19 protein-coding genes are annotated in these 19,881 nt (G+C 41.4%); 13 read left to right on the forward strand and 6 right to left on the reverse strand.

The window, feature by feature from the left end; translation table 11 throughout:
- Window positions 1–190: 190 nt before the first annotated feature.
- Together WAZ74_RS06320 and WAZ74_RS06325 are read left to right on the forward strand one after the other, a co-directional pair.
- Window positions 191–667: a WG repeat-containing protein gene (locus WAZ74_RS06320; protein WP_422306956.1), complete on the forward strand. Its 477-nt coding sequence runs from the start codon at window positions 191–193 to the stop codon at window positions 665–667.
- Between the two features lie 220 nt (window positions 668–887).
- Window positions 888–1,856 carry a WG repeat-containing protein gene (locus WAZ74_RS06325; protein WP_422306958.1) on the forward strand — a complete coding sequence of 323 codons (969 nt, stop codon included), beginning with the start codon at window positions 888–890 and terminating at the stop codon, window positions 1,854–1,856.
- Window positions 1,857–1,926: 70 nt separating this feature from the next.
- On the opposite strand, the gene WAZ74_RS06330 is transcribed toward WAZ74_RS06325, so the two are convergent.
- The 3 genes from WAZ74_RS06330 to WAZ74_RS06340 all read right to left on the reverse strand — a co-directional run bounded on the left by WAZ74_RS06330 (window position 1,927) and on the right by WAZ74_RS06340 (window position 4,913).
- Window positions 1,927–2,565: a phosphoadenosine phosphosulfate reductase family protein gene (locus WAZ74_RS06330; protein ID WP_422306960.1), complete on the reverse strand. Its 639-nt coding sequence runs from the start codon at window positions 2,563–2,565 to the stop codon at window positions 1,927–1,929.
- Window positions 2,566–2,638: 73 nt separating this feature from the next.
- Entirely contained in the window at window positions 2,639–3,235 is a 597-nt protein-coding gene (locus WAZ74_RS06335) for a DUF934 domain-containing protein (RefSeq protein WP_422306962.1), read from the reverse strand.
- A complete protein-coding gene (locus WAZ74_RS06340) occupies window positions 3,228–4,913 on the reverse strand; it encodes a nitrite/sulfite reductase (protein ID WP_422306964.1) in 1,686 nt (561 codons plus the stop codon). Before WAZ74_RS06340 ends, WAZ74_RS06335 begins: the two co-directional genes overlap by 8 nt.
- Window positions 4,914–5,246: 333 nt before the next feature.
- Here WAZ74_RS06340 and sat point away from each other — a divergent pair, with 333 nt between their 5' ends.
- The gene (sat, locus tag WAZ74_RS06345) at window positions 5,247–6,500 is read left to right on the forward strand and encodes a sulfate adenylyltransferase (protein WP_422306966.1); all 1,254 of its coding nucleotides are present in this window, start codon (window positions 5,247–5,249) and stop codon (window positions 6,498–6,500) included.
- 116 nt (window positions 6,501–6,616) lie between these two features.
- Here sat and WAZ74_RS06350 read toward each other — a convergent pair whose 3' ends face one another.
- Window positions 6,617–7,198, reverse strand: coding sequence for a hypothetical protein (locus WAZ74_RS06350; RefSeq protein ID WP_422306968.1), 582 nt, complete (start codon window positions 7,196–7,198; stop codon window positions 6,617–6,619).
- Between the two features lie 427 nt (window positions 7,199–7,625).
- Here WAZ74_RS06350 and WAZ74_RS06355 point away from each other — a divergent pair, with 427 nt between their 5' ends.
- The 5 genes from WAZ74_RS06355 (at window position 7,626) to WAZ74_RS06375 (ending at window position 12,995) form a co-directional block, all read left to right on the forward strand.
- On the forward strand, window positions 7,626–8,783 hold the full coding sequence (locus WAZ74_RS06355) for a sulfate ABC transporter substrate-binding protein (RefSeq protein ID WP_422306970.1): 1,158 nt from the start codon (window positions 7,626–7,628) through the stop codon (window positions 8,781–8,783).
- A gap of 261 nt (window positions 8,784–9,044) precedes the next feature.
- The gene (locus tag WAZ74_RS06360) at window positions 9,045–10,139 is read left to right on the forward strand and encodes a sulfate ABC transporter substrate-binding protein (RefSeq protein ID WP_422306972.1); all 1,095 of its coding nucleotides are present in this window, start codon (window positions 9,045–9,047) and stop codon (window positions 10,137–10,139) included.
- A gap of 210 nt (window positions 10,140–10,349) precedes the next feature.
- Window positions 10,350–11,234 (forward strand): sulfate ABC transporter permease subunit CysT, encoded by an 885-nt coding sequence (gene cysT / locus WAZ74_RS06365; RefSeq protein ID WP_422306974.1) that lies wholly within the window; start codon window positions 10,350–10,352, stop codon window positions 11,232–11,234.
- Window position 11,235: 1 nt separating this feature from the next.
- On the forward strand, window positions 11,236–12,195 hold the full coding sequence (gene cysW / locus WAZ74_RS06370; RefSeq protein WP_422306976.1) for a sulfate ABC transporter permease subunit CysW: 960 nt from the start codon (window positions 11,236–11,238) through the stop codon (window positions 12,193–12,195).
- Window positions 12,196–12,272: 77 nt separating this feature from the next.
- Window positions 12,273–12,995, forward strand: coding sequence for a sulfate/molybdate ABC transporter ATP-binding protein (locus WAZ74_RS06375; RefSeq protein ID WP_422306978.1), 723 nt, complete (start codon window positions 12,273–12,275; stop codon window positions 12,993–12,995).
- A 110-nt stretch (window positions 12,996–13,105) separates the two neighbouring features.
- Here the strand turns inward: WAZ74_RS06375 and WAZ74_RS06380 are convergent, their stop codons facing one another.
- On the reverse strand, window positions 13,106–13,429 hold the full coding sequence (locus WAZ74_RS06380) for an ArsR/SmtB family transcription factor (protein WP_422306980.1): 324 nt from the start codon (window positions 13,427–13,429) through the stop codon (window positions 13,106–13,108).
- Window positions 13,430–13,713: 284 nt separating this feature from the next.
- Here WAZ74_RS06380 and WAZ74_RS06385 point away from each other — a divergent pair, with 284 nt between their 5' ends.
- The 3 genes from WAZ74_RS06385 (at window position 13,714) to bfr (WAZ74_RS06395) (ending at window position 15,401) form a co-directional block, all read left to right on the forward strand.
- Window positions 13,714–13,905, forward strand: a complete 192-nt coding sequence (locus WAZ74_RS06385; RefSeq protein WP_422306982.1) for a (2Fe-2S)-binding protein — start codon at window positions 13,714–13,716, stop codon at window positions 13,903–13,905.
- A gap of 462 nt (window positions 13,906–14,367) precedes the next feature.
- A complete protein-coding gene (gene bfr / locus WAZ74_RS06390) occupies window positions 14,368–14,856 on the forward strand; it encodes a bacterioferritin (RefSeq protein WP_422306984.1) in 489 nt (162 codons plus the stop codon).
- A 62-nt stretch (window positions 14,857–14,918) separates the two neighbouring features.
- On the forward strand, window positions 14,919–15,401 hold the full coding sequence (gene bfr / locus WAZ74_RS06395) for a bacterioferritin (protein ID WP_422306987.1): 483 nt from the start codon (window positions 14,919–14,921) through the stop codon (window positions 15,399–15,401).
- A 328-nt stretch (window positions 15,402–15,729) separates the two neighbouring features.
- Here bfr (WAZ74_RS06395) and WAZ74_RS06400 read toward each other — a convergent pair whose 3' ends face one another.
- Entirely contained in the window at window positions 15,730–17,106 is a 1,377-nt protein-coding gene (locus tag WAZ74_RS06400; protein WP_422306989.1) for a DHA2 family efflux MFS transporter permease subunit, read from the reverse strand.
- 387 nt (window positions 17,107–17,493) lie between these two features.
- Here WAZ74_RS06400 and yghU point away from each other — a divergent pair, with 387 nt between their 5' ends.
- The gene (gene yghU / locus WAZ74_RS06405; RefSeq protein WP_422306991.1) at window positions 17,494–18,363 is read left to right on the forward strand and encodes a glutathione-dependent disulfide-bond oxidoreductase; all 870 of its coding nucleotides are present in this window, start codon (window positions 17,494–17,496) and stop codon (window positions 18,361–18,363) included.
- A gap of 417 nt (window positions 18,364–18,780) precedes the next feature.
- A complete protein-coding gene (locus WAZ74_RS06410) occupies window positions 18,781–19,860 on the forward strand; it encodes a DUF1176 domain-containing protein (RefSeq protein WP_422306993.1) in 1,080 nt (359 codons plus the stop codon).
- Window positions 19,861–19,881 lie beyond the last annotated feature (21 nt).

Below are 19,881 nucleotides of genomic sequence, written 5' to 3' on the forward strand. Positions count from 1 at the left end.
TGAACCCTATCGAGAAAAAATGGGCTCAGGTGAAGTTTCTACGCCAAGGCTGGATGGAAAACGACTTATCTAAATTATTTTATGATATTTGTCCTGGCCATAACAGTTTTATTTTGAACTGACTATACCTAAGGAGATTGAATTTGTTGACGATTATTGTTACAGCAAAGATATTCAACCGTTAATAGTAGTGAAAAAAGATAATAAACAAGGTCTTATAGATAGGCAAGGTAATATTGAGATTCCATTGGAGTATGAGTCTATTGAACTGTTTCGCAGAAAAAGAGCACTTGTAGGACAAAATGGTAAGTTTGGTTATATCGACGAGCAAAATAGTATAGTGATTCCGATACTTTATGACGGTTTTGAAAACTTATTTAATCATGAGGTTTTCTCTGTAAAAAATAATAATAAATATGGCTTTATCAGTGATAAAGGTGCGCTGATTACTGACATCATATATGACGATGTAGGCTACTTTAGCGAGGGATTAGGATCCGTAGGTTTAGAGGATAAATATGGCTTTGTCAGTAAAAGGGGAAAATTGGTTATTCCCATTGAATATGATGAGGTAGGCAGCTTTACTAATGGTCTTGCAAAAGTTAAGAAAGGGGGTAAATACGGGGCTATTAATAAAAATAATAAGATCATTATTCCTTTGGAATAGAAAGACTGGGCTTGATGGTCGTTAAAAGGGACAGGAAGTATGGTGTTATTAATATCAAAAACGAAGTAATAGCTCCTTTTGAATATGACAGTGTTAACCATAATCTAGAAAATAGCATTGGACTGTATATGCACGGCTCCAATGTATTCATGGATGGGGGTTGGATGCTCGGTCGTTAATGTTAGTCTCAAATCGGTCATTTTAATAGTCAGAGACACGAATGATGATATTTTTTAACAATAAAAAATTAGGTCTTATTAGTGCTTTAGCGCTTGTATTCTCATTGAGCAATCAAGCACTAGCCAATTCAGGTTGCGCTTTAGCTTCAGGTTATGAATTACCAGTAGGTGTAGAGTTTGCCGAGTACTGCTCATTTGATGAAGGATTAGCTCCTATTATCAAAAATGGCAAATATGGTTTCGTGAACCAACGAGGTCAAGTAAAAATTAATCCAGAGTATGATTTATCGGGAGCTTTTGTTGAAGGTTTGGCAAGCGTAGACAAAAATGAAAAGTCAGGATATATAGATACAGCGGGTGAGGTGGTTATACCTTTTATATACGATATTGCTTACCCATTTGACGATGGTTTAGCTGTCGTTGTTAAAGATGATAAACGAGGAGTTATTGATAAAAAAGGGCAGATCGTTATTCCTATAACTTATGATGACTTGATAGGTTTTCAAGAAGGTTTATCGGCAGTTGAGAAAGATGGTAAATATGGATACATAGATATTAATAATAAATTAGTTATTCCTTATGAATATGATTCTACTATCTCATTCACAGAAAGCTTAGCTGCTGTTGAAAAAAACGGAAAATTTGGTTTTATTAGTAGGTTGAATAATATCGTTATCCCTATCGAATACCAAAGTGTCACTTGGTTCTCAGGGGATTTGGCGGTTGTTAAAAAAGATAATAAATTTATGATCATTAATAGGTCGAATCAAGTCATTAAACAACTAAATCATGCAGTAGTTTACCCCTTCATCAATGGACTCGCGCTTGTTCATAATATTTGTGAGAACAACTATAGCAAAGACGGATTTATTGATACGAAAGGAGATATTGTAATCCCTCTAATATATGACGATATTCCATTCCTCTATCCATTTAGTGACGGAACCGCTTATGTGCAAAAAGATGGTGAATGGTTTTATATTGATAGACAAGGCAAACGATTAGAGTAGATCGTTATAAACAAAAAAAAGCCCTTTCAAATTGAGAGGGCTTTTTAATTTCACAGGTTAAGAATAAAGCTTAAAGCTGCGTATGCAATCCACACTCACGATGCTCTTCTACCTTCGTTGGATCAAAGTAGTCAAACTCGTTTGGTAGGCTATGCTCTTCAAGATAAACATCTAAATCAGCATCATTTTTCTCAAATAATGGCGCGACTTTTAAGACGCCATCTTTTGATAAGCTCAAGAAATCAAGCCCTTGACGGAATTCAGTTTGATCTTTACGAATAGCGTTGAACCACACATCAGGCTTTAGCTCGTCCAGTGCACGGCGGAATGGCTCAAGTTTTACTTGATCGGTGAACTCGTCATGTTGTGCATCATCGACACCAGGGATACCATTCATCGTTACGTCACGATGCGCAGCGGTTTGCTTAGGGATATAAGTGATGACGTTAAGATCTAAGTCTTTGATCACTTTATTAGCAAAACGATAAGTGGCATCGGTGTTATAGCCTGAGTCTACCCATAATACGGTGATATCTGGGCGCTGCTTAGCAACTAAATGCAAAATAGCGGATTCATAAGGGCGGAAGTTAGTAGTGATAATGGGATTTTTCGCTTGGCTCAATGCCCATTCGACGATTTGCTCAGGCGACTTACCTTGCAAGTCTTGGTTGGCTTGATCGATATTTAGATTTGGGTGTAATTGGCTCATGGTGCGTTCCTTAATGGTGGTTAATAATTAAATAGCTAGGTGATTAATAGTGAATTGAATATTTAATGATAAATTAAGCGCCGGCAAACATCGGCAAGTCGGCAGCGTTGCGGCCGTCGTAACTGCTGGCAAGCGCGTTAAATGCTTGACTGATGTCAGAGATAGATTGCAGGTCATGCTCACTAATCACAAAACTGTCTGCACCCGCACGTAAAAGGTAAGCGATTTGATCACGACCAAACTTGCCAGCCATACGAATCTCACCCTCGTAACCGATTTGGCGTAGGGTCTGGGCAAAGCTAAAGCCGCGCCCATCAGTGAAAGCTGGCACATGAATCACAATCAAATCTTGCTGTAATAAAAACTCTGGTATACGCGTCAGTACTTCCGTATCGCTGTCCGATGTCACCCAAACACCAAAACGGCTGGCATGTTCGGATAGCAATTCACGTACTTGTTGTACTAGTCCACCAGCGATATTGCCTTTAGTATCTAATAAATCGCTAAGCGGCAAGAGCACCTTGAGCTTTTCTTGCTTTTGCAATAACTCAAGTAAGGAGATGTGAGTTAGAGCAATACTATCAGGCAGCTCATTGGTGCTAAGCGCCAACCAGTGATCGTTTTGACTGATATCAATACCATCACTATTGAAAAGATGATGATTACCCATAGACCTTCTCCTTAAAGGGTGCAAGGCCAACACGGTCGACTAAATCACCAAAGCCTTCGACGTCATGCTCATTACTCACACGTTGCTCCAGATAGACATCGATTATCTTTTGTATTGTCGTCGCCACGTCGTCAGATGGCACCGCTTTACCTAGTATCTTACCGAGTTTGGCGTTATTACTAGAGTTGCCACCAAGGCTGATTTGGTACCAGTATTCGCCTTTTTTATCGACACCAAGGATACCGATATCACCCGTATGATGGTGCGCACAGGCATTCATGCAGCCAGACATATTGAGGCGAATCTCACCTAAGTCATAAAGGTAGTCGAGATCATCAAACTGCTTTTCGATTTGCTCAGCGATATTGTGCGTGGTGGCATTGGCAAGCGAGCAAAAGTCCCAGCCTGGGCAGACAATCATGTCGGTTAAGGTGTTGATATTGGGACGTGCTAGATGTAGCTCTGCTAGCTGTTGCCATAGCTCGTATAACTGATTGGTTTGTACATCAGCGAAAACTAAATTCTGCTGATAAGTGCCGCGCAATTCGCCAAAGCTATGTTTATCGGCAAGGTCGGCGAGGGCATCCATTTGCGACTCACTGATATCACCTGAAGGTACGTAGCTGCCATTAACCAAACCCGCTTTCAACGAAATCACGACTGCACGATAACCAGCGATTTTATGGGCGACGGTATTTTGCTGATACCAATTGGCAAAGTCTTGATTACTATCAAGCGTTTGTTGTAGCTCTGACTGAACTTGTAAGGCATCAAAGGTAAGGTAATCAGGCTCGGTGAAAAAGCTACTGGCTTTGTCAAAGTTTGCATCGGTTAAAGTCAAGGCACCATCTTTAGTATGCGCTTCCCATTCAGCATCGACCAATTTAGCAAAGGCCGGACCGCCCATGCTCTCAACCAAGATTTTGATACGCGCCTTAAACTTATTGTCACGGCGACCATGCAGGTTATAAACGCGCAGAATTGCATCCAAATAGCTGAGCAAATGCTGGCGTGGTAAGAATTTGTTAATGGTTTTTCCAATCACTGGTGTGCGTCCAAGCCCACCACCAACAATCACCTCAAAGCCAAGCTCACCGGCGTCATTGGTTTTTAAATGCAATCCAATATCATGAACTTGCGTCGCTGCACGGTCATTAGCAGTACCGATAACGGCAATCTTAAATTTACGCGGTAAAAACGCAAACTCAGGATGAAAGGTTGACCACTGGCGAATAATCTCGCAATAAGGACGTGGATCGGCAATCTCTTCTTTATGGATACCGGCATAAGGGTCAGTGGTGGTATTACGAATACAGTTGCCCGACGTTTGGATTGAATGCATCTGCACTGACGCCAACTCCGCCAAAATATCTGGCACTTCTTCAAGTTTTGGCCAGTTCAGCTGCATATTGGTACGGGTAGTAAAGTGTCCATAACCTTTGTCGTATTTACGCGTAATCTCGGCCAACTTACGTAATTGATAGGTCGCCAGTAAGCCATAGGGCACAGCGATACGCAGCATGGGTGCATAACGCTGTATATAAAGCCCGTTCTGCAAACGCAGCGGCAAAAATTGATCTTCTGGCAACTCGCCTGCTAAGAAACGCTCGGTTTGGTCACGAAACTGGGCGACTCGTTCTTCTACCAAGGTTTGGTCAGCGTAATTATATTGATACATGACGTAATCTCAATTTTGTTTTAAACGTAAAAGCAGCGACGAAAATGATTTGCGTGTGTACTCGATTTTATTGCCAATCGCAAGATAAATAATTCAGCTTCACATCATATAAGTTTAATCTTTTAAACATAAATTCCTTTAAGTCATATCTATATCCAAACACAGCATAAATTTTCATAACGAAAATTCGGTAGCCTATGCTTATCAAAATTTATATCTGCTTTTAATATTAATTTACAGCAGTTAACACCTTATTCATCGCAACACCTTTCAAACAAGTTACTTTCAATTCAATTCTTTTTTCTCACCATTTCTTAAGGTTGTAAAATCACCATGACATCTATCAATGCTAATCAATCACCATCAAAACTCGTTCCGCCACATGGTAGTGCTGAGCTTAAGCCGTTGCTATTAAATGGCGATGCTCTTAAACAAGCATTAAAGCTTGCCAACAATTTGCCAACTATTACCCTAAGCTCGCGTGAGCGCGGCGATTTGATTATGTTTGGCATTGGTGGTTTTACACCGTTAAATGGTTTTATGAATCAAGCGAATTGGCAGGGCGTAGTTGATAACATGCGTCTGCAAAGTGGTGATAATGCGGGCTTATTTTGGCCGATTCCTATTACTTTGTCAGCGCCAAAAGCGACTGCCGATAGCCTAAACCAAGGCGATAAAGTAGCGTTGGTGGCGCAAGATGGCGAGATTATGGGTATTTTGACGGTAGAAGAAACTTATACTATCGATAAAGCGCATGAGTGCCAGCAAGTCTTTACCACCACTGACCCTGAGCATCCGGGCGTTCAGCAAGTATTAGAGCAAGGCGACGTTAATATTGCTGGTAGCGTTGAAGTATTAAGTGAAGGTGAGTTCCCAACGCTATATCCTGAGATTTATAAAACCCCTGCTGAAACCCGCGAGATTTTGGACAATAAAGGCTGGCAAACGGTTGCGGCATTCCAAACTCGTAACCCAATGCATCGCTCACATGAATATCTTGCCAAGATTGCGATCGAGATATGTGATGGCGTGCTGATACATTCGTTATTAGGCGCACTAAAACCAGGTGATATCCCAGCAGACGTCCGCCAAGAAGCCATTAAAACCTTGATTGATAATTACTTTAGACAAGATACCGTTATTCAAGCCGGTTATCCGCTAGATATGCGTTATGCCGGACCACGTGAAGCATTGCTGCATGCGGTATTCCGTCAAAACTACGGCTGTAGCCATCTGATTGTTGGTCGCGATCATGCAGGCGTTGGTGATTATTATGGCGCTTTTGATGCGCAAACTATCTTTGATTATGTCGGTAAAGATGATCTGATTACCCAGCCGCTAAAAATTGGCTGGACGTTTTGGTGTAATGCTTGTAATGCGATGGCGTCAGACAAGACCTGCCCACATGAAGCGTCTGAGCATGTGAAAGTATCAGGTACTAAGCTACGTAAAGCACTATCAGAAGACGAAGAGGTACCTGAGAACTTTAGCCGTCCAGAAGTGTTGCAGATTTTGCGTGATTATTATGCCGGTATCGCTCGTGAGGAACGTGCGGAAATCAAACTCACTGGCGCATCAGCTGTATAGTTACTATAAATCATTAAAATAAAATCAATAAAAAAGGTGTCAGACGATAAATCTGACACCTTTTTTATTGTCTAAAGCCGTGTATTACCTAAAGCTGAGTATTACTTCATTAGATTCTAATTCAGCTCTAAATCGTCCTCAAGCTTCTCATAGTTTCCGACCAAGGTAGCACCACCCGAACAAAAATAATTCAATGCGTATTTATCTTGGCTATCAATGGTCAGCATATCGTCTTTAAATTGAAAAAAGGCGGTGCTGGCATTAACCTTACTTTGGAAAATGACACCGTGCGCGTCATCTTGCCCCATAAAAGTCGCTGTTCCATCAAATTGGCACGTCGGTTTTTTTATATCACTACGCGCTCGTACCTTGATCTCAATCTGCTCATTCCCTTCCGATCGTATCATCACACCTACCCAATCATAGCCTTGCGCACGCTTGGCATAATCCTCAGAAGCGTAATCTCCAACAATAACTTGTACTGCAGGCGAAGTCGTAGCGGTAGAAAGCATGGCGTTAGGTTGCATGGTGCTGTGATTGTCCACATTGGCTTTGGTGGTGTTATTACAGCCACTTAAAGCAAGCAGCGCTGCGCTCGTCAAAGATAGGGCTGAAAAAAAACGCGAGTAACGAGAGAAAGAGGTAATCATTGAGATGCCTTGTTTGAGTGAATCAGTCGCAGAGAATGGCTCTAACAACCATGTTAGCCACTGCTAATTAAATGTATCGCTATTAATGGAATCAGACGGTTTTATGCCGCTAGATATAGGTCGGGCTTAAAATGCAGGCGATGATAGCGCTTATTTAAATTTTCGTCTACTGCATAAGAAACACCATAACTTACGCACAAGTGACGCAAAAGCGACGGCTTATCTCTAAATCGTAAAAATAGCCAATAAAAAATCCCATTGTAGAATAACTAATAACAGTGCTTATGCCAAGTTAAACACTTGATAAGCGTATTCGTCACTAAGCATTTTACTTCTATGCTGCTAGCATATCTCTCATCAACAAAAAAACCAATTCATCTACCAAAATTCTAACAACCACTGCCTTTGTTACCCTTATTAATCGATTCTGCAAATAAGGTCAACCAATAGCAGCATGACATTATTGAGAGCGTCTATGCAAACGACCAACCCCATTAAAAACAACTCTTTGCGTCATATCTCAGCAACTGATAATCAGAGCATGCAAATCATCCAAAACAAAGCATCGCGCAGCTTGATAATGGGTGGCGTACTGAGTATGGCAGCATTTATGAGCGGTTGTAGTCCTACGGAAGCCACTCAAAGTGAGACGCAGCCCGATGCACAAAAATCATCCGCACCGTCACAAGATATCGAGATACTAAACGTCTCTTATGATGTATCACGTGATTTTTATAAGGACTACAATACCTTGTTTGCTAAAGGTTATCAAAAACAGCATCCCGATAGCAAAGTCAGCATCAATCAATCACATGGTGGCTCAAGCAAACAAGCGCTATCGGTCGCTAACGGTCTACAAGCGGATGTGGTGACCTTTAACCAAGAAAGTGATATGAATCTGTTGGTCGAAAAAGGCTTAGTCGCTGCTGATTGGCAACAAGCATTACCAAATAAGGCTGTCCCTTATACCAGTACCATGGTGCTATTGGTACGCAGTGGCAATCCAAAAGGTATTAAAGACTGGCAAGATTTGGCACGTAGTGACATCGGTGTCGTTATACCTAACCCAAAAACCAGTGGCACCGCGCGTTATGCTTTTTTAGGCGCCTATGGCTATGGTCTGCATCATTTTAAAGAAAATGTTAATGCTTCTACCAAAACAGATAATTTTATCAAAAAGCTACTGGCAAACGTCGTCACTTATGATAATGGTGCACGTGCCGCAACGACTAGCTTTACCCAGCGTGGTCTAGGCGATGTGCTCATTACGACCGAAAACGAAGCACATCTGGCTGTCAAGCAATTTGCCAAAGGAAAAGTCGATATTGTTTATCCAAGCTATTCAGTATTGATTGCTAATCCTGTTGCGGTAGTGACCGGAGTAACGGATAAAGCAGGTAAGACCGCTGCGGCAAACATCTATCTAAAAGGCTTATGGGACACGCCTGCACAGGAGCTGATGGCACAGATGTATATGCGTCCTAGTAATGAGCAAGTGCTTGCTGCCCATAAAGATACCTTGCCTGATATTGAGACATTTGAGCCAGTAGCGGTATTTGGTCCTTGGACGCAAATTATGGAGACATTCTTTGTTGATGGTAGTCGTTTTGATCAGTTGGCAATTAAGCAATAAATTAGGATGATTAATTACTGTCTTACTTGCGATTGACTATTGGTGACTGATGATTATTAGCGAATGATGGAAGCAATCGGTCATATGCTTATAAAAATATAAGGCTTATCAAGCGCTCGTTACATTAAGTATTTGATAAGCCTGTATTTCTATATCCTTTATTCCGTTTTGGCAATAACATACGCATATTCGTCATTAAACATAATAAGCTTGCGCTGTTAGCATACTTGCATTACTTAACTTATCTCCTTTGAGGCAGCCATGACATCATATACAGCAGGTTATAAAAATAAAACGATTAGCGTCCTAAGTATCGCCGGTGTGGCGCTTACTTTGGGTATGACAGGCTGTAGCAATAGCGAAAAGACTGAGCCAACTGCCAAAACTGATGACGCACCAGCTGCTGCCGCTGAAAATATTGAGCTATTAAACGTCTCTTACGATGTAGCACGCGATTTTTACAAAGGCTACAACCCACTATTTATTGAACATTATAAAGCTGAAAACCCAAACAGTAATATCAGCGTTAATCAGTCGCATGGCGGCTCAAGTAAGCAAGCATTGTCTGTTGCCAATGGCTTACAAGCAGACGTGGCGACCATGAACCAAGGCTCAGATATTGAGCTACTTGAGAAAAAAGGCTTGGTTGAAGCAGATTGGGAAAGCAAATTCCCCGATAATGCCGTACCTTTTACCAGCACTATTGTTTTCTTAGTACGTAAAGACAATCCAAAAGGCATCACAGACTGGGCAGATTTGACCAAAGATGGTGTTGAGATTGTCATGGCCAACCCAAAAGTGACCGGTAATGGTCGTTATGCTTTCTTAGGCGCTTATGGCTATGGTTTAAATGCTTTTAATAAAGATGAAGCCAAAACCAAAAGCTACGTAAAAGACGTCCTTAAAAACGTCAAAGTTTATGAGAGTGGTGGGCGCGCCGCAACGACGACCTTTGTCCAACGCGGTATCGGTGACGTGCTAGTAACTTTTGAGAATGAAGCCAATCTTGCAGCAACTGATTTTGGCGCTGGTAAAGTCGATATCGTTTATCCTAAATACTCTATCAAGTCTGAAAGCCCGGTTGCTATTGTAAAGACCGTGACCGACAAAAAAGGCACAACTGCTGCTGCAAAAGCTTACCTTGACTATCTCTGGAGCGAGCCTGCTCAACAATTGGCCGCTGATTTATACTTACGTCCAAGCGTGAAGAGCGTTCTTGATAAAAACGGTGATAAATTACCACCAATTGAGACTTTCCGTCCGAATGATACCTTTGGCACATGGGATGACATCATGGGTAACTTCTTCAGTGATGGCGGTGTGTTCGATCAGTTAGCCGTTAACGCGCCAAAATAACTCTTAAAAAATTAGCTTTTAAAATGCGCTGAGCTTAGCGCTACCTTTAACTTAGAAAGACAATCAACCTTATCATTCGATAATAGAGCACACAATATAAAGGACATGGCGACTCGCGCTATGTCCTTTATACCATAAGCATACTAATAACAAACTTGAGATAAATGGTCTTAACGATAAGCACCATTAGATAGGCAATAGGACATTATTATGAGTGTAACAACCACTTCTGCCAATAAACCTAGTCACAAAAAGGGCTGGCTGACACGCTTGCGCCAACGTAATGTGCTACCAGGTTTTGGGCTGAGTATGGGTATCACCGTCTTTAGCTTATCGTTGTTGGTGGTCTTGCCGTTTGCAATGATGGCTTATACCACAACCCAAATGGGCTGGACAGGATTTTGGACAACCATCAGTCAACCTCAGGTTGCAGCCGCCATCAAATTGACGTTATGGATGTCGTTCTTAGCGATGTTGACCAATATGGTGTTTGGTACCTTGGTCGCATGGGTGTTGGTGCGTTATGAGTTTTGGGGCAAATCTTTGATTAATGCCTTGGTTGATTTACCATTTGCGCTGCCGACCGCGGTGACTGGCATCTCACTGGCGACCCTTTATGCCCCTAATGGTTTGATCGGGCAGTGGTTTGAGAAAATTGGCATTCAAGTAGCGTTTACACCCATAGGAATTTGGCTCGCGTTAGTGGTCGTCAGTTTTCCATTTATTGTGCGCGCAGTGCAGCCAGTATTAGCAGAGTTATCGGTTGAATTTGAAGAGGCTGCTGCGGTACTAGGAGCCAATCGATTCACCACCTTTCGTAAAGTCATTTTACCCGAGCTATTGCCAGCGTTGTTGATGGGCGCTGGCATGATGTTTGCCCGTGCTACTGGCGAGTATGGTTCCGTTATTTTTATCGCGGGTAACATACCCATGGAATCTGAGATTTTACCTATTATTATTATCAGTAAACTTGAGCAATTTGATATTCAAGGCGCCTCCGCAGTAGCGTTATTTATGCTGATGATTTCTTTTGTGATTTTACTAACGATTAATATAGTGCAGTGGAAACTGTCACGCCGCGTAGGAGCTCGCTAAGATGCAAATAGCCAATAGCTACGACTATCAAAGCAACCCTGCAACCCGCGATAAGCCATGGATTAGACGCATCTTTATTACTATTGCCGTCTTATTTATGATTATTATGTTGGTTTTTCCGCTACTTGCCGTATTCTATGAAGCCCTTAAAAATGGCTGGGAATTGTATATTGCTTCTCTTATTGAGCCTGAAGCGCTACAAGCCATTAAGCTGACTCTCATTACCGCTGCTATTGTGGTACCAATTAATATGGTGATGGGCATCGCCATTGCTTGGCTGGTGACTCGTTATCAATTTAAAGGTAAGCAGTTGGTCACCACCTTACTTGATTTACCGTTTTCGGTATCGCCGGTGGTTGCAGGTTTGATGTTTATCCTGTTATTCGGTCTGAACTCGCCTATCGGTGGCTGGCTTGAAAGTATGGGCATCCAGATTATTTTTGCAGTTCCTGGTATTATTTTAGCCACTTTGTTTGTGACCTTTCCCTTTGTTGCCCGTGAGTTGATACCTTTAATGCAAACTCAAGGTGACTCTGAGGAGCAAGCGGCATTGACACTAGGCGCTAGTGGTTGGCAAACGTTTTGGCATATTACTTTACCTAATATTAAATGGGCATTGCTATATGGTTTGATTTTGACCAATGCACGGGCGATGGGTGAGTTTGGCGCCGTCAGTGTCGTCTCTGGTCATATTCGCGGCGAAACCAATACCATGCCACTATTGGTCGAGATTGCCTATAACGATTATAACTTTACCGCCGCTTTTGCCTTATCTAGTCTACTTGCTGCCTTAGCTATGGTGACCTTGCTAGTTCAACAAGTGATGACTAAGCTACAAGATCGTAAGTTTGCTAAGTCTGAGCGGTTGGTCAGTGCACCTGAATTGCCCGTCAGCGCCAGTGTTAATGCGACAGCAACCGTTGAAAAACGTACTGATAACGATATAGATTCTGATAAATAAGCCATTACAGACGTTGCTAAAGACAATTAGCCACCATTAGATAAAGCCGTACTAAGAGAAAAATAAGAGATATTGCTATGAGCATCGAAATTAGACACGTGAATAAGAACTTTGGTAACTTTACCGCCCTAAATGATATTAATATCACCGTGCCGACAGGTAAGCTTACCACCTTACTTGGGCCCTCAGGCTGCGGTAAAACCACTTTGCTGCGGATTATTGCGGGTCTTGAGTATGCAGACTCAGGGCAGATATTATTTGATGAATTAGATGTGACCAATACACCGGTACAAAAACGCCATATCGGCTTTATGTTTCAGCATTATGCGCTGTTCCGTCATAAAAATATCGCCGACAATATCGCCTTTGGTCTTACTTTATTACCAAAAAATGAGCGCCCAAGTAAAGCGGATATTAATAAACGGGTTGCCGAGCTATTAGAATTGGTGCAATTGCCACAATTGGCAAATGCTTACCCGCATCAATTATCAGGTGGTCAACGGCAGCGGATTGCGCTGGCACGTGCCTTAGCCGTCAAACCAAAACTACTCTTACTCGATGAGCCGTTTGGCGCACTTGATGCCAAGGTGCGTAAAGAGCTGCGTACCTGGTTAAAAGACATTCATCATGAGCTTGGTATTACTAGCATTATGGTGACCCATGACCAAGAAGAGGCAAGGGCGGTATCTGATGAGATTGTGGTCATGAACCATGGCATTGTCGAGCAAGTAGGGACCTCAGAAGAATTGATAAATCGCCCAGCCAACGCTTTTGTGAGTGATTTCTTAGATTTGGTCTAGCCAGCTAAATATAAAAAACACATTAAAATAATCCATAAAAAAAGACCTAATAATGTTAGGTCTTTTTTTATACGTTGAATTAACTTAGGTTTTTTTAGTACCTGTCATAGTTAAGTAGGGTTTGGCATATTAATATCTTTGGTCGATATCTGCTTGTAAGTAATCTCTAAAATCTCTTGGCACCATTCTGGTAAGTCGTCTGCCACTTCATACCACATCCACGTTCCATCACGAACGCAGCTTAAAATACCCAATTTTTTTAAGTGATTGAGATGGCGAGATATGGTTGGCTGTGGTTGATCAAGTATTTCTACCAACTCACCAACGCAGCGCGATTCTTTATTGAATAAGATTTGGAAAATCTTTAAGCGCGTTGGGTCAGATAATACTTTAAATAACTCAAGTGGTTGTATCATAGAATTATTATTAGACATAGAACAATTCCAATATGTGTGGTTGGTAGGGGGACAATATAACAGCAGTTACCGACAAAATCGATTAAAAAATGACCAAATTTACAGTTCATCGTTATTCTAATACCTTTGATACTTTACAGTTACACTTATGATTATATTCAGTTACCTGAATTAAATAAGGGCAACATAACGAGGTGCTGATAACTAATATGACTGACGAATCTTTTAAATACTATTGTAAATGGTAATAATTATCGTTATTATAACGAATAACAAGACAGTAATTCACGTAGGAGCCGCACATGTACGTATGTATCTGCAATGATATCAAAGAAAAGCAAATCAAAGCCGCCATTGCTTCAGGCATTGATACGTTAGATGGTCTAAAAGATACGCTAGATGTGGCGACTTGCTGCGGCTGCTGTGAGCCCATGGTCAACGATTATCTTGATGCACATCATGCCAAACTAGATGTACTCGCTTACGCAGTTTAAGTGTTAGCTACTCTGATCTTTTATCACTTCAATAGCTATACTTAATAAATATACCTAATAGCTATGCCTAACAACTATATCCAAGTATCTTGATGCAACAGCAGTACATGCAATACTCTGCACTTACCTTTAATTTATTATACCTAAAGGGTAGGTTGCAAGCGTCCATATAACGTCACTCATACACCCGCATTCATTGCTCATTCTATCGATCCATATTGAATCTGATGATTCATCACTGTCGCTACTAGCAACAGTAGTTCGTTATGATTCTCAATTCGCATCTTATTCTTAGTTCATATCGTTACAAGCGATACGCGTCTGTATGCTACTATATCTATCAGTCTTTGTAAGACTTTTTGTTGAATTAATCTTTACCGATTAGTTTACTGATAGTACTTTCTATATATGCAATATTATGAATGTAATCTGCAGATAACGATAAATACAGGAGTATATGTGATGATAGGTAGTCCGAAAGTTATTGATTATTTAAACTTTTTGTTAGGCGGTGAGCTTGCAGCTCGTGATCAGTATTTCATTCATTCTGAGATGTACGCAGAATGGCATTACGGCAAATTATACGACCGTATCAGCCATGAAATGCAAGACGAAACCATGCATGCACAAGTTATTATCCGCCGTATATTGATGCTGAGCGGCACGCCAAAAATGAAAGTCAATGACATTCATATTGGCAGTACGGTTCCAGAGATGCTCCAACTCGACCTTAACCTTGAGTATGAAGTACAACAACATCTTAAAGACGGTATTGCTATCTGTGAAGCAGAGCATGACTATGTCACACGTGAGATGTTGGTCGAGCAGCTAAAAGACACCGAAGAAGATCATGCGCATTGGCTTGAGCAGCAGCTACGTCTAATCGATATGATTGGTCTGCCTAATTACCTACAAAGTCAAATGGCTGAAGTGTCTCCCAATCTTATTTAATATCATAATAGATATGAATAGCCATAATAGTTAGCTTAAAAAAATAAGTAAGGAGAGAAGTCATGAAAGGGGATAAAGAGGTTATTCGTGCACTGAACAAGGTGCTTGGACAGTCATTAATCGCGATCAATCAGTATTTTTTGCATGCTCGTATTGCTAGACACTGGGGCTTAGAGTCGCTAAATGAAAGTTTTTATAAACAGTCTATTGCGGAAATGAAATGGTCTGATGAGCTCATTGCACGGATTTTATTGCTAGGTGGTTTACCAAACTTGCAGGATTATGGCAAGATGTTCATCGCTGAAGATGTACCTGAAATGATTGACTGTAATTTGCGCTTAGAGAAGCAAAAATTCGCCATCATTACCGATGCGATTACTTTGTGTGAGACTCAGCAGGATTACGTATCACGTCAACTAATTGTCTCATTGAAAGATGGTAATGAAGAATATCAGGACTGGTTAGAGACGCAAGAAGACTTGATGAAAGATGTCGGTATTGAAAACTATATCCAATCTCAAATGGATGACGATAATACGCCTTAGGTTATTTTGTTATAAATTATTACTATTGCGGTGACTAGCGCTAATATCATCCAAACTCGCCAGCGTGTATTTTGGTCTTAACCAAGCACACGCTGGCTTTTTTAGGTCTGACTTTTAACAAGTTTTATTATATCGTCAGCTTAAGATAGAAGATACGAATTTGAAATATAGTCAGTCCTAAATAAAAAAGTACAACTATTATCAGGCGCTACTGGGATAAATTTTACTTGCTTACTTGCGCAGACAGAGGCTGCGAAAAATTTATTCCAGTAGCGCTGTATGTATTTAATAGTGGATCGACTATAGCGCTCTGCAATACATTAATACATCAATATAAACCGCGACCATCCTCAGGTTTTAGGCGTAAAAAATATAATCCTGACAAGATAGTTAAAATACCTAGTATCCAATACGTAGTTTGAAATGCCGCCAACGTATCAAGCTGCATTCGCTCACGTAATAGGTTAAGTAATGCCGCCCCAAAGGCAATACCAAAGCTGATAGCCAGTTGTTGATTAACTGCCATCAAACTATTGCCACTACTGGTTTGCGTGCCTTCTAAGTCACCGATAGTAATCGTATTCATTGCGCTAAACTGCATAGAATTACATGCGCCCATGACAGTCAAAATAGGAATAAACCACATCCATTGTGACGAATCGCTAAACTGCGCCAATACAATAATGAGCGCACCCATCAAAAAGGTATTGTAAACAAGAACGGTGCGATAGCTATAACGCTGGATAAGCTTGCTAACCCAAGGCTTAATACCTATCGCACCCACAGCGATGGGCGCAAGTAACCATCCTGCTTGCGAAGGGGAGTATTCAAACACCACCTGCAACAGCAGCGGCAGTAAAAATGGTACAGCGCTGATGCCTAAGCGTGTAAATAAATTACCGGTAATACCGATGCGAAAGGTACGAATGCTGAACAAACTCAACGGAAATAGTGGCGCTGAGCGACGTTTAGCGTGCCAAACATAAGCGCCTATCAATAGACTTGCCAGCAACCCAAGCATGAGTCCATAAAATCCACGACCTGTCTGCGAGCCGAACTCCACAGCAAGAGTAAAACCACACGCGGCGGCGGCAAACAACAAAAACCCCGTCCAATCGAGACGTTTGGTGTCCTCAAACAAAGCCGGCACCAGCTTTTTACCTATAATAAAGCCAAAAATACCCATGGGGATATTGATTAAAAATATCCAATGCCAACTGGTGTACTGAACAATATAACCGCCCAACACGGGACCAACTAATGGCGCGATCAATGCCGGTATCACGGCAAAGTTCATAACCGTTAAGAGCTTATTACGCGGATAAGATTTGACCAATATCAACCGTGCAACGGGTGTCATCATCGCACCGCCGATACCTTGTACGATACGTGAGCCAATTAAGAAATTCAAATCAGTTGATGCAGCACATAATAGCGAGCCAACACAAAAGATGATAATAGCTGATAAAAATACCCGTCGTGTGCCATATTTATCGGCTAAAAACCCACTTATGGGAATAAAAATAGCCAAGGTTAAGGCGTAACTAATGACTGCCCACTGCATTTTTAATGGCGATTCACCCAGTGCTTGTGCCATCTGTGGTAGTGAAGTGTTCAAGATGGTAGCATCTAAAATTTGCATAAATAACGCCACCGCTAGTACATAAGGTAGGTATTTATCTTGCGTCGCGGTCAGAGTTACCATATTGATGTCGCCATATCTTAAGACTGCCATTATTTAAATTTTGTCTGAATCAGCTGCTAACTGTATATATAAAACAGCCATTAAGTTGTGTGTAGTATAAAAATAACCGCTTAGCAGTTAAAGATAAAGAGCAGCAAAGTAACCATGTGGCTATATCACAACTTTAAAATGTGGCTATGTAACATGGTTACTTTGCTGCACTCGATACCCGACAATATCTGGCTTAAAAATACCTACATTAATTACAAGACGTGACTTTAATAGAATACTCCATCCTCGCTATAGTAAGACGCACATGGTCAGCATAACCATACTTAGAAAAGCCGTATTTAGAAAACCATAACGAGTGCATCCCCATTTAATAAAACGATAAAAATAGGCAGCCTTATGAGTCATGATAATAATTCCTCTAACCAGCAATCTAGCGATAAGCAAGCTAATGGTAATACAAGTGGCTATATACCACCCAACGTCTGGACCCAAGATAAAGAAAACGGTGGGAAATTTGCTAGCATCAATCGTCCCACTGCAGGCGCGCGCCATGATAAAGAACTGCCAGTCGGCGATGCGCCATTACAACTGTACTCGTTAAATACACCGAATGGTGTCAAGATAAATATCTTATTGGAAGAGCTTGCCGAGCTTAATATTAAAGGCGCTGAATACAACGCCTACCAAATCGACATCTCTGAAGGCGATCAGTTTGGCTCAGGCTTTGTGGCCATCAACCCAAACTCAAAAATCCCTGCTTTGGTCGATCATGCTGCTGATGACGCTGGCGAACCGATTGCTATCTTTGAATCTGGCGCAATTTTAATGTACTTAGCAGAAAAATTTGGCGAGTTTATACCTTTGTCACTTGGCAAGGCGCGGGCAGATTGTCTGTCTTGGGTAATGTGGCAGATGGGGAGTACACCTTTCTTGGGCGGCGGCTTTGGACACTTTTATGCTTATGCGCCCGAACCGCTGGAATATCCTATCAACCGCTATACGATGGAAGTTAAACGCCAGCTTGACGTTCTGGATCGCCACCTAAAGGACAATGAATATATGTGTGGCAATAAGGAATCTGATTATAATATTGCCGATATCATTATTTGGACATGGTATGGTCAACTGGTACTTGGCAAGCTTTATGATGCCGCTGAATTCTTACAAGTGGACGACTATCAGCATGTAAAGCGTTGGGCAGAAAAAATTGCCGAACGTCCTGCTGTCAAACGTGCAGTAAGCTTAGTGCTTGAGCCCATTGTTTAATGTAGGCAGTCTATAAAATAGTATTAGCTCATTGTTATAAACAAGCAGTCTAATAAAAAGGTTAATAAGGGATTCTCTTATTAACCTTTTTGTTTTCAGAATATCTATAATTCTAAATACAAATATAGTTATATTCAAATAGAGTTATAATTCGTTATTTACATAATGGTACATTAGTACAACAGATAGAAACATTGGTACGTTAAGATAACAGCCACCACCTTAATAGGCTGGTGTTTATATTTCTTCTATTAGTGAGTAAAAATTATGAAGAATAATAATCTTAAGGGTAGAGCATTAGTGTTATTGAATAAGGCTAGTCATAATAGCCAACATAATGTTGAAGCACTTGAACTGTTAAAAAACAGCGCTTATTTTAAAAAAAATGTTATAAAAATTAAAAAGACGTCAGTATTTATGCCAAAGAAGCTCTTATTACCTATATTTGCAGCAATCAGCAGCGCTTTATTTAGTGCTGCGAGTATTGCTAGCACGCCCGTTAATTTTAATAGTCAAGATTGGCAAGTCGCTTGTGACAACACCCTTACTTGCCGGCTGGCAGGCTATCAATCAGATAACAATAACGAGCTGCCTGTTTCTTTATTACTGGTACGCCGTGCAGGTGCGAATGCGACGGTCGATGGACAGGTTAAACTTGGCGGTGCTAAAGAAAGCGCCGCCAAGGCATTGATGCAATTGGGCAATCGCCATCGGATATCGTTGTTTATTAATGATAAAGATTATGGCGAAACCAGACCTTTCTCAGCTACAGCAGGCTATGCAGAACTTACCTCTGCGCAAGTAACAGCGCTATTAGAGGCATTGACAAAATCAAGCAAGATTGAGCTGGTTATCCGCAATGCACGCTGGCAGTTATCCGACAAGGGTTCAAATGCGGTCATGCTCAAAGCCGATGAAGCGCAGGGTCGAGTTGGTACGTCGAGTGCCTTTATCCGTACTAATAGCCCCACTAAGCCTAATAGCAGCGTCTTAGCACCGAAGGCTATACCGTCGATACAGCTGGTAACGCCTAATCCTAAGGCCACTTCTAGCAGTAAGAAAAAATTTGCTATGCGCTCTTCTCAGTTATCAAAGATAATGAAAAGCACCATAAGCGACGTAGATACTAATTGCCCAAACTTATCTGATAACTCACCGTGGCGCGTTAGTCGCCTAAATAGCAGACAATTACTTGCACAACATGACTGCTGGGCAGGCGCTTATAATACCGGTATGGGTGTCTGGGTACTCAATGACAGTGAACCTTACAAACCTACATTAGTGACGACTGGTGCAACAGACTATAGTAGTGGCAAAATAACGTCTGTACAAAAGGGTCGTGGTATTGGTGACTGCATATATAAAGCTGAATGGATATGGACCGGCAAAGACTTTGAAAAGAGTCATGAAAGTACCACTGGACTATGCCGCATGATTGAAGCGGGCGGTGCGTGGCAACTGCCAACCCATGTCACTGACGTTAAAATTTCACGTTAACACCTGACTTGTTTGATAAGC

The sequence above is a fragment of the Psychrobacter sp. genome, assembly GCF_049295055.1.
GTDB lineage: Bacteria > Pseudomonadota > Gammaproteobacteria > Pseudomonadales > Moraxellaceae > Psychrobacter.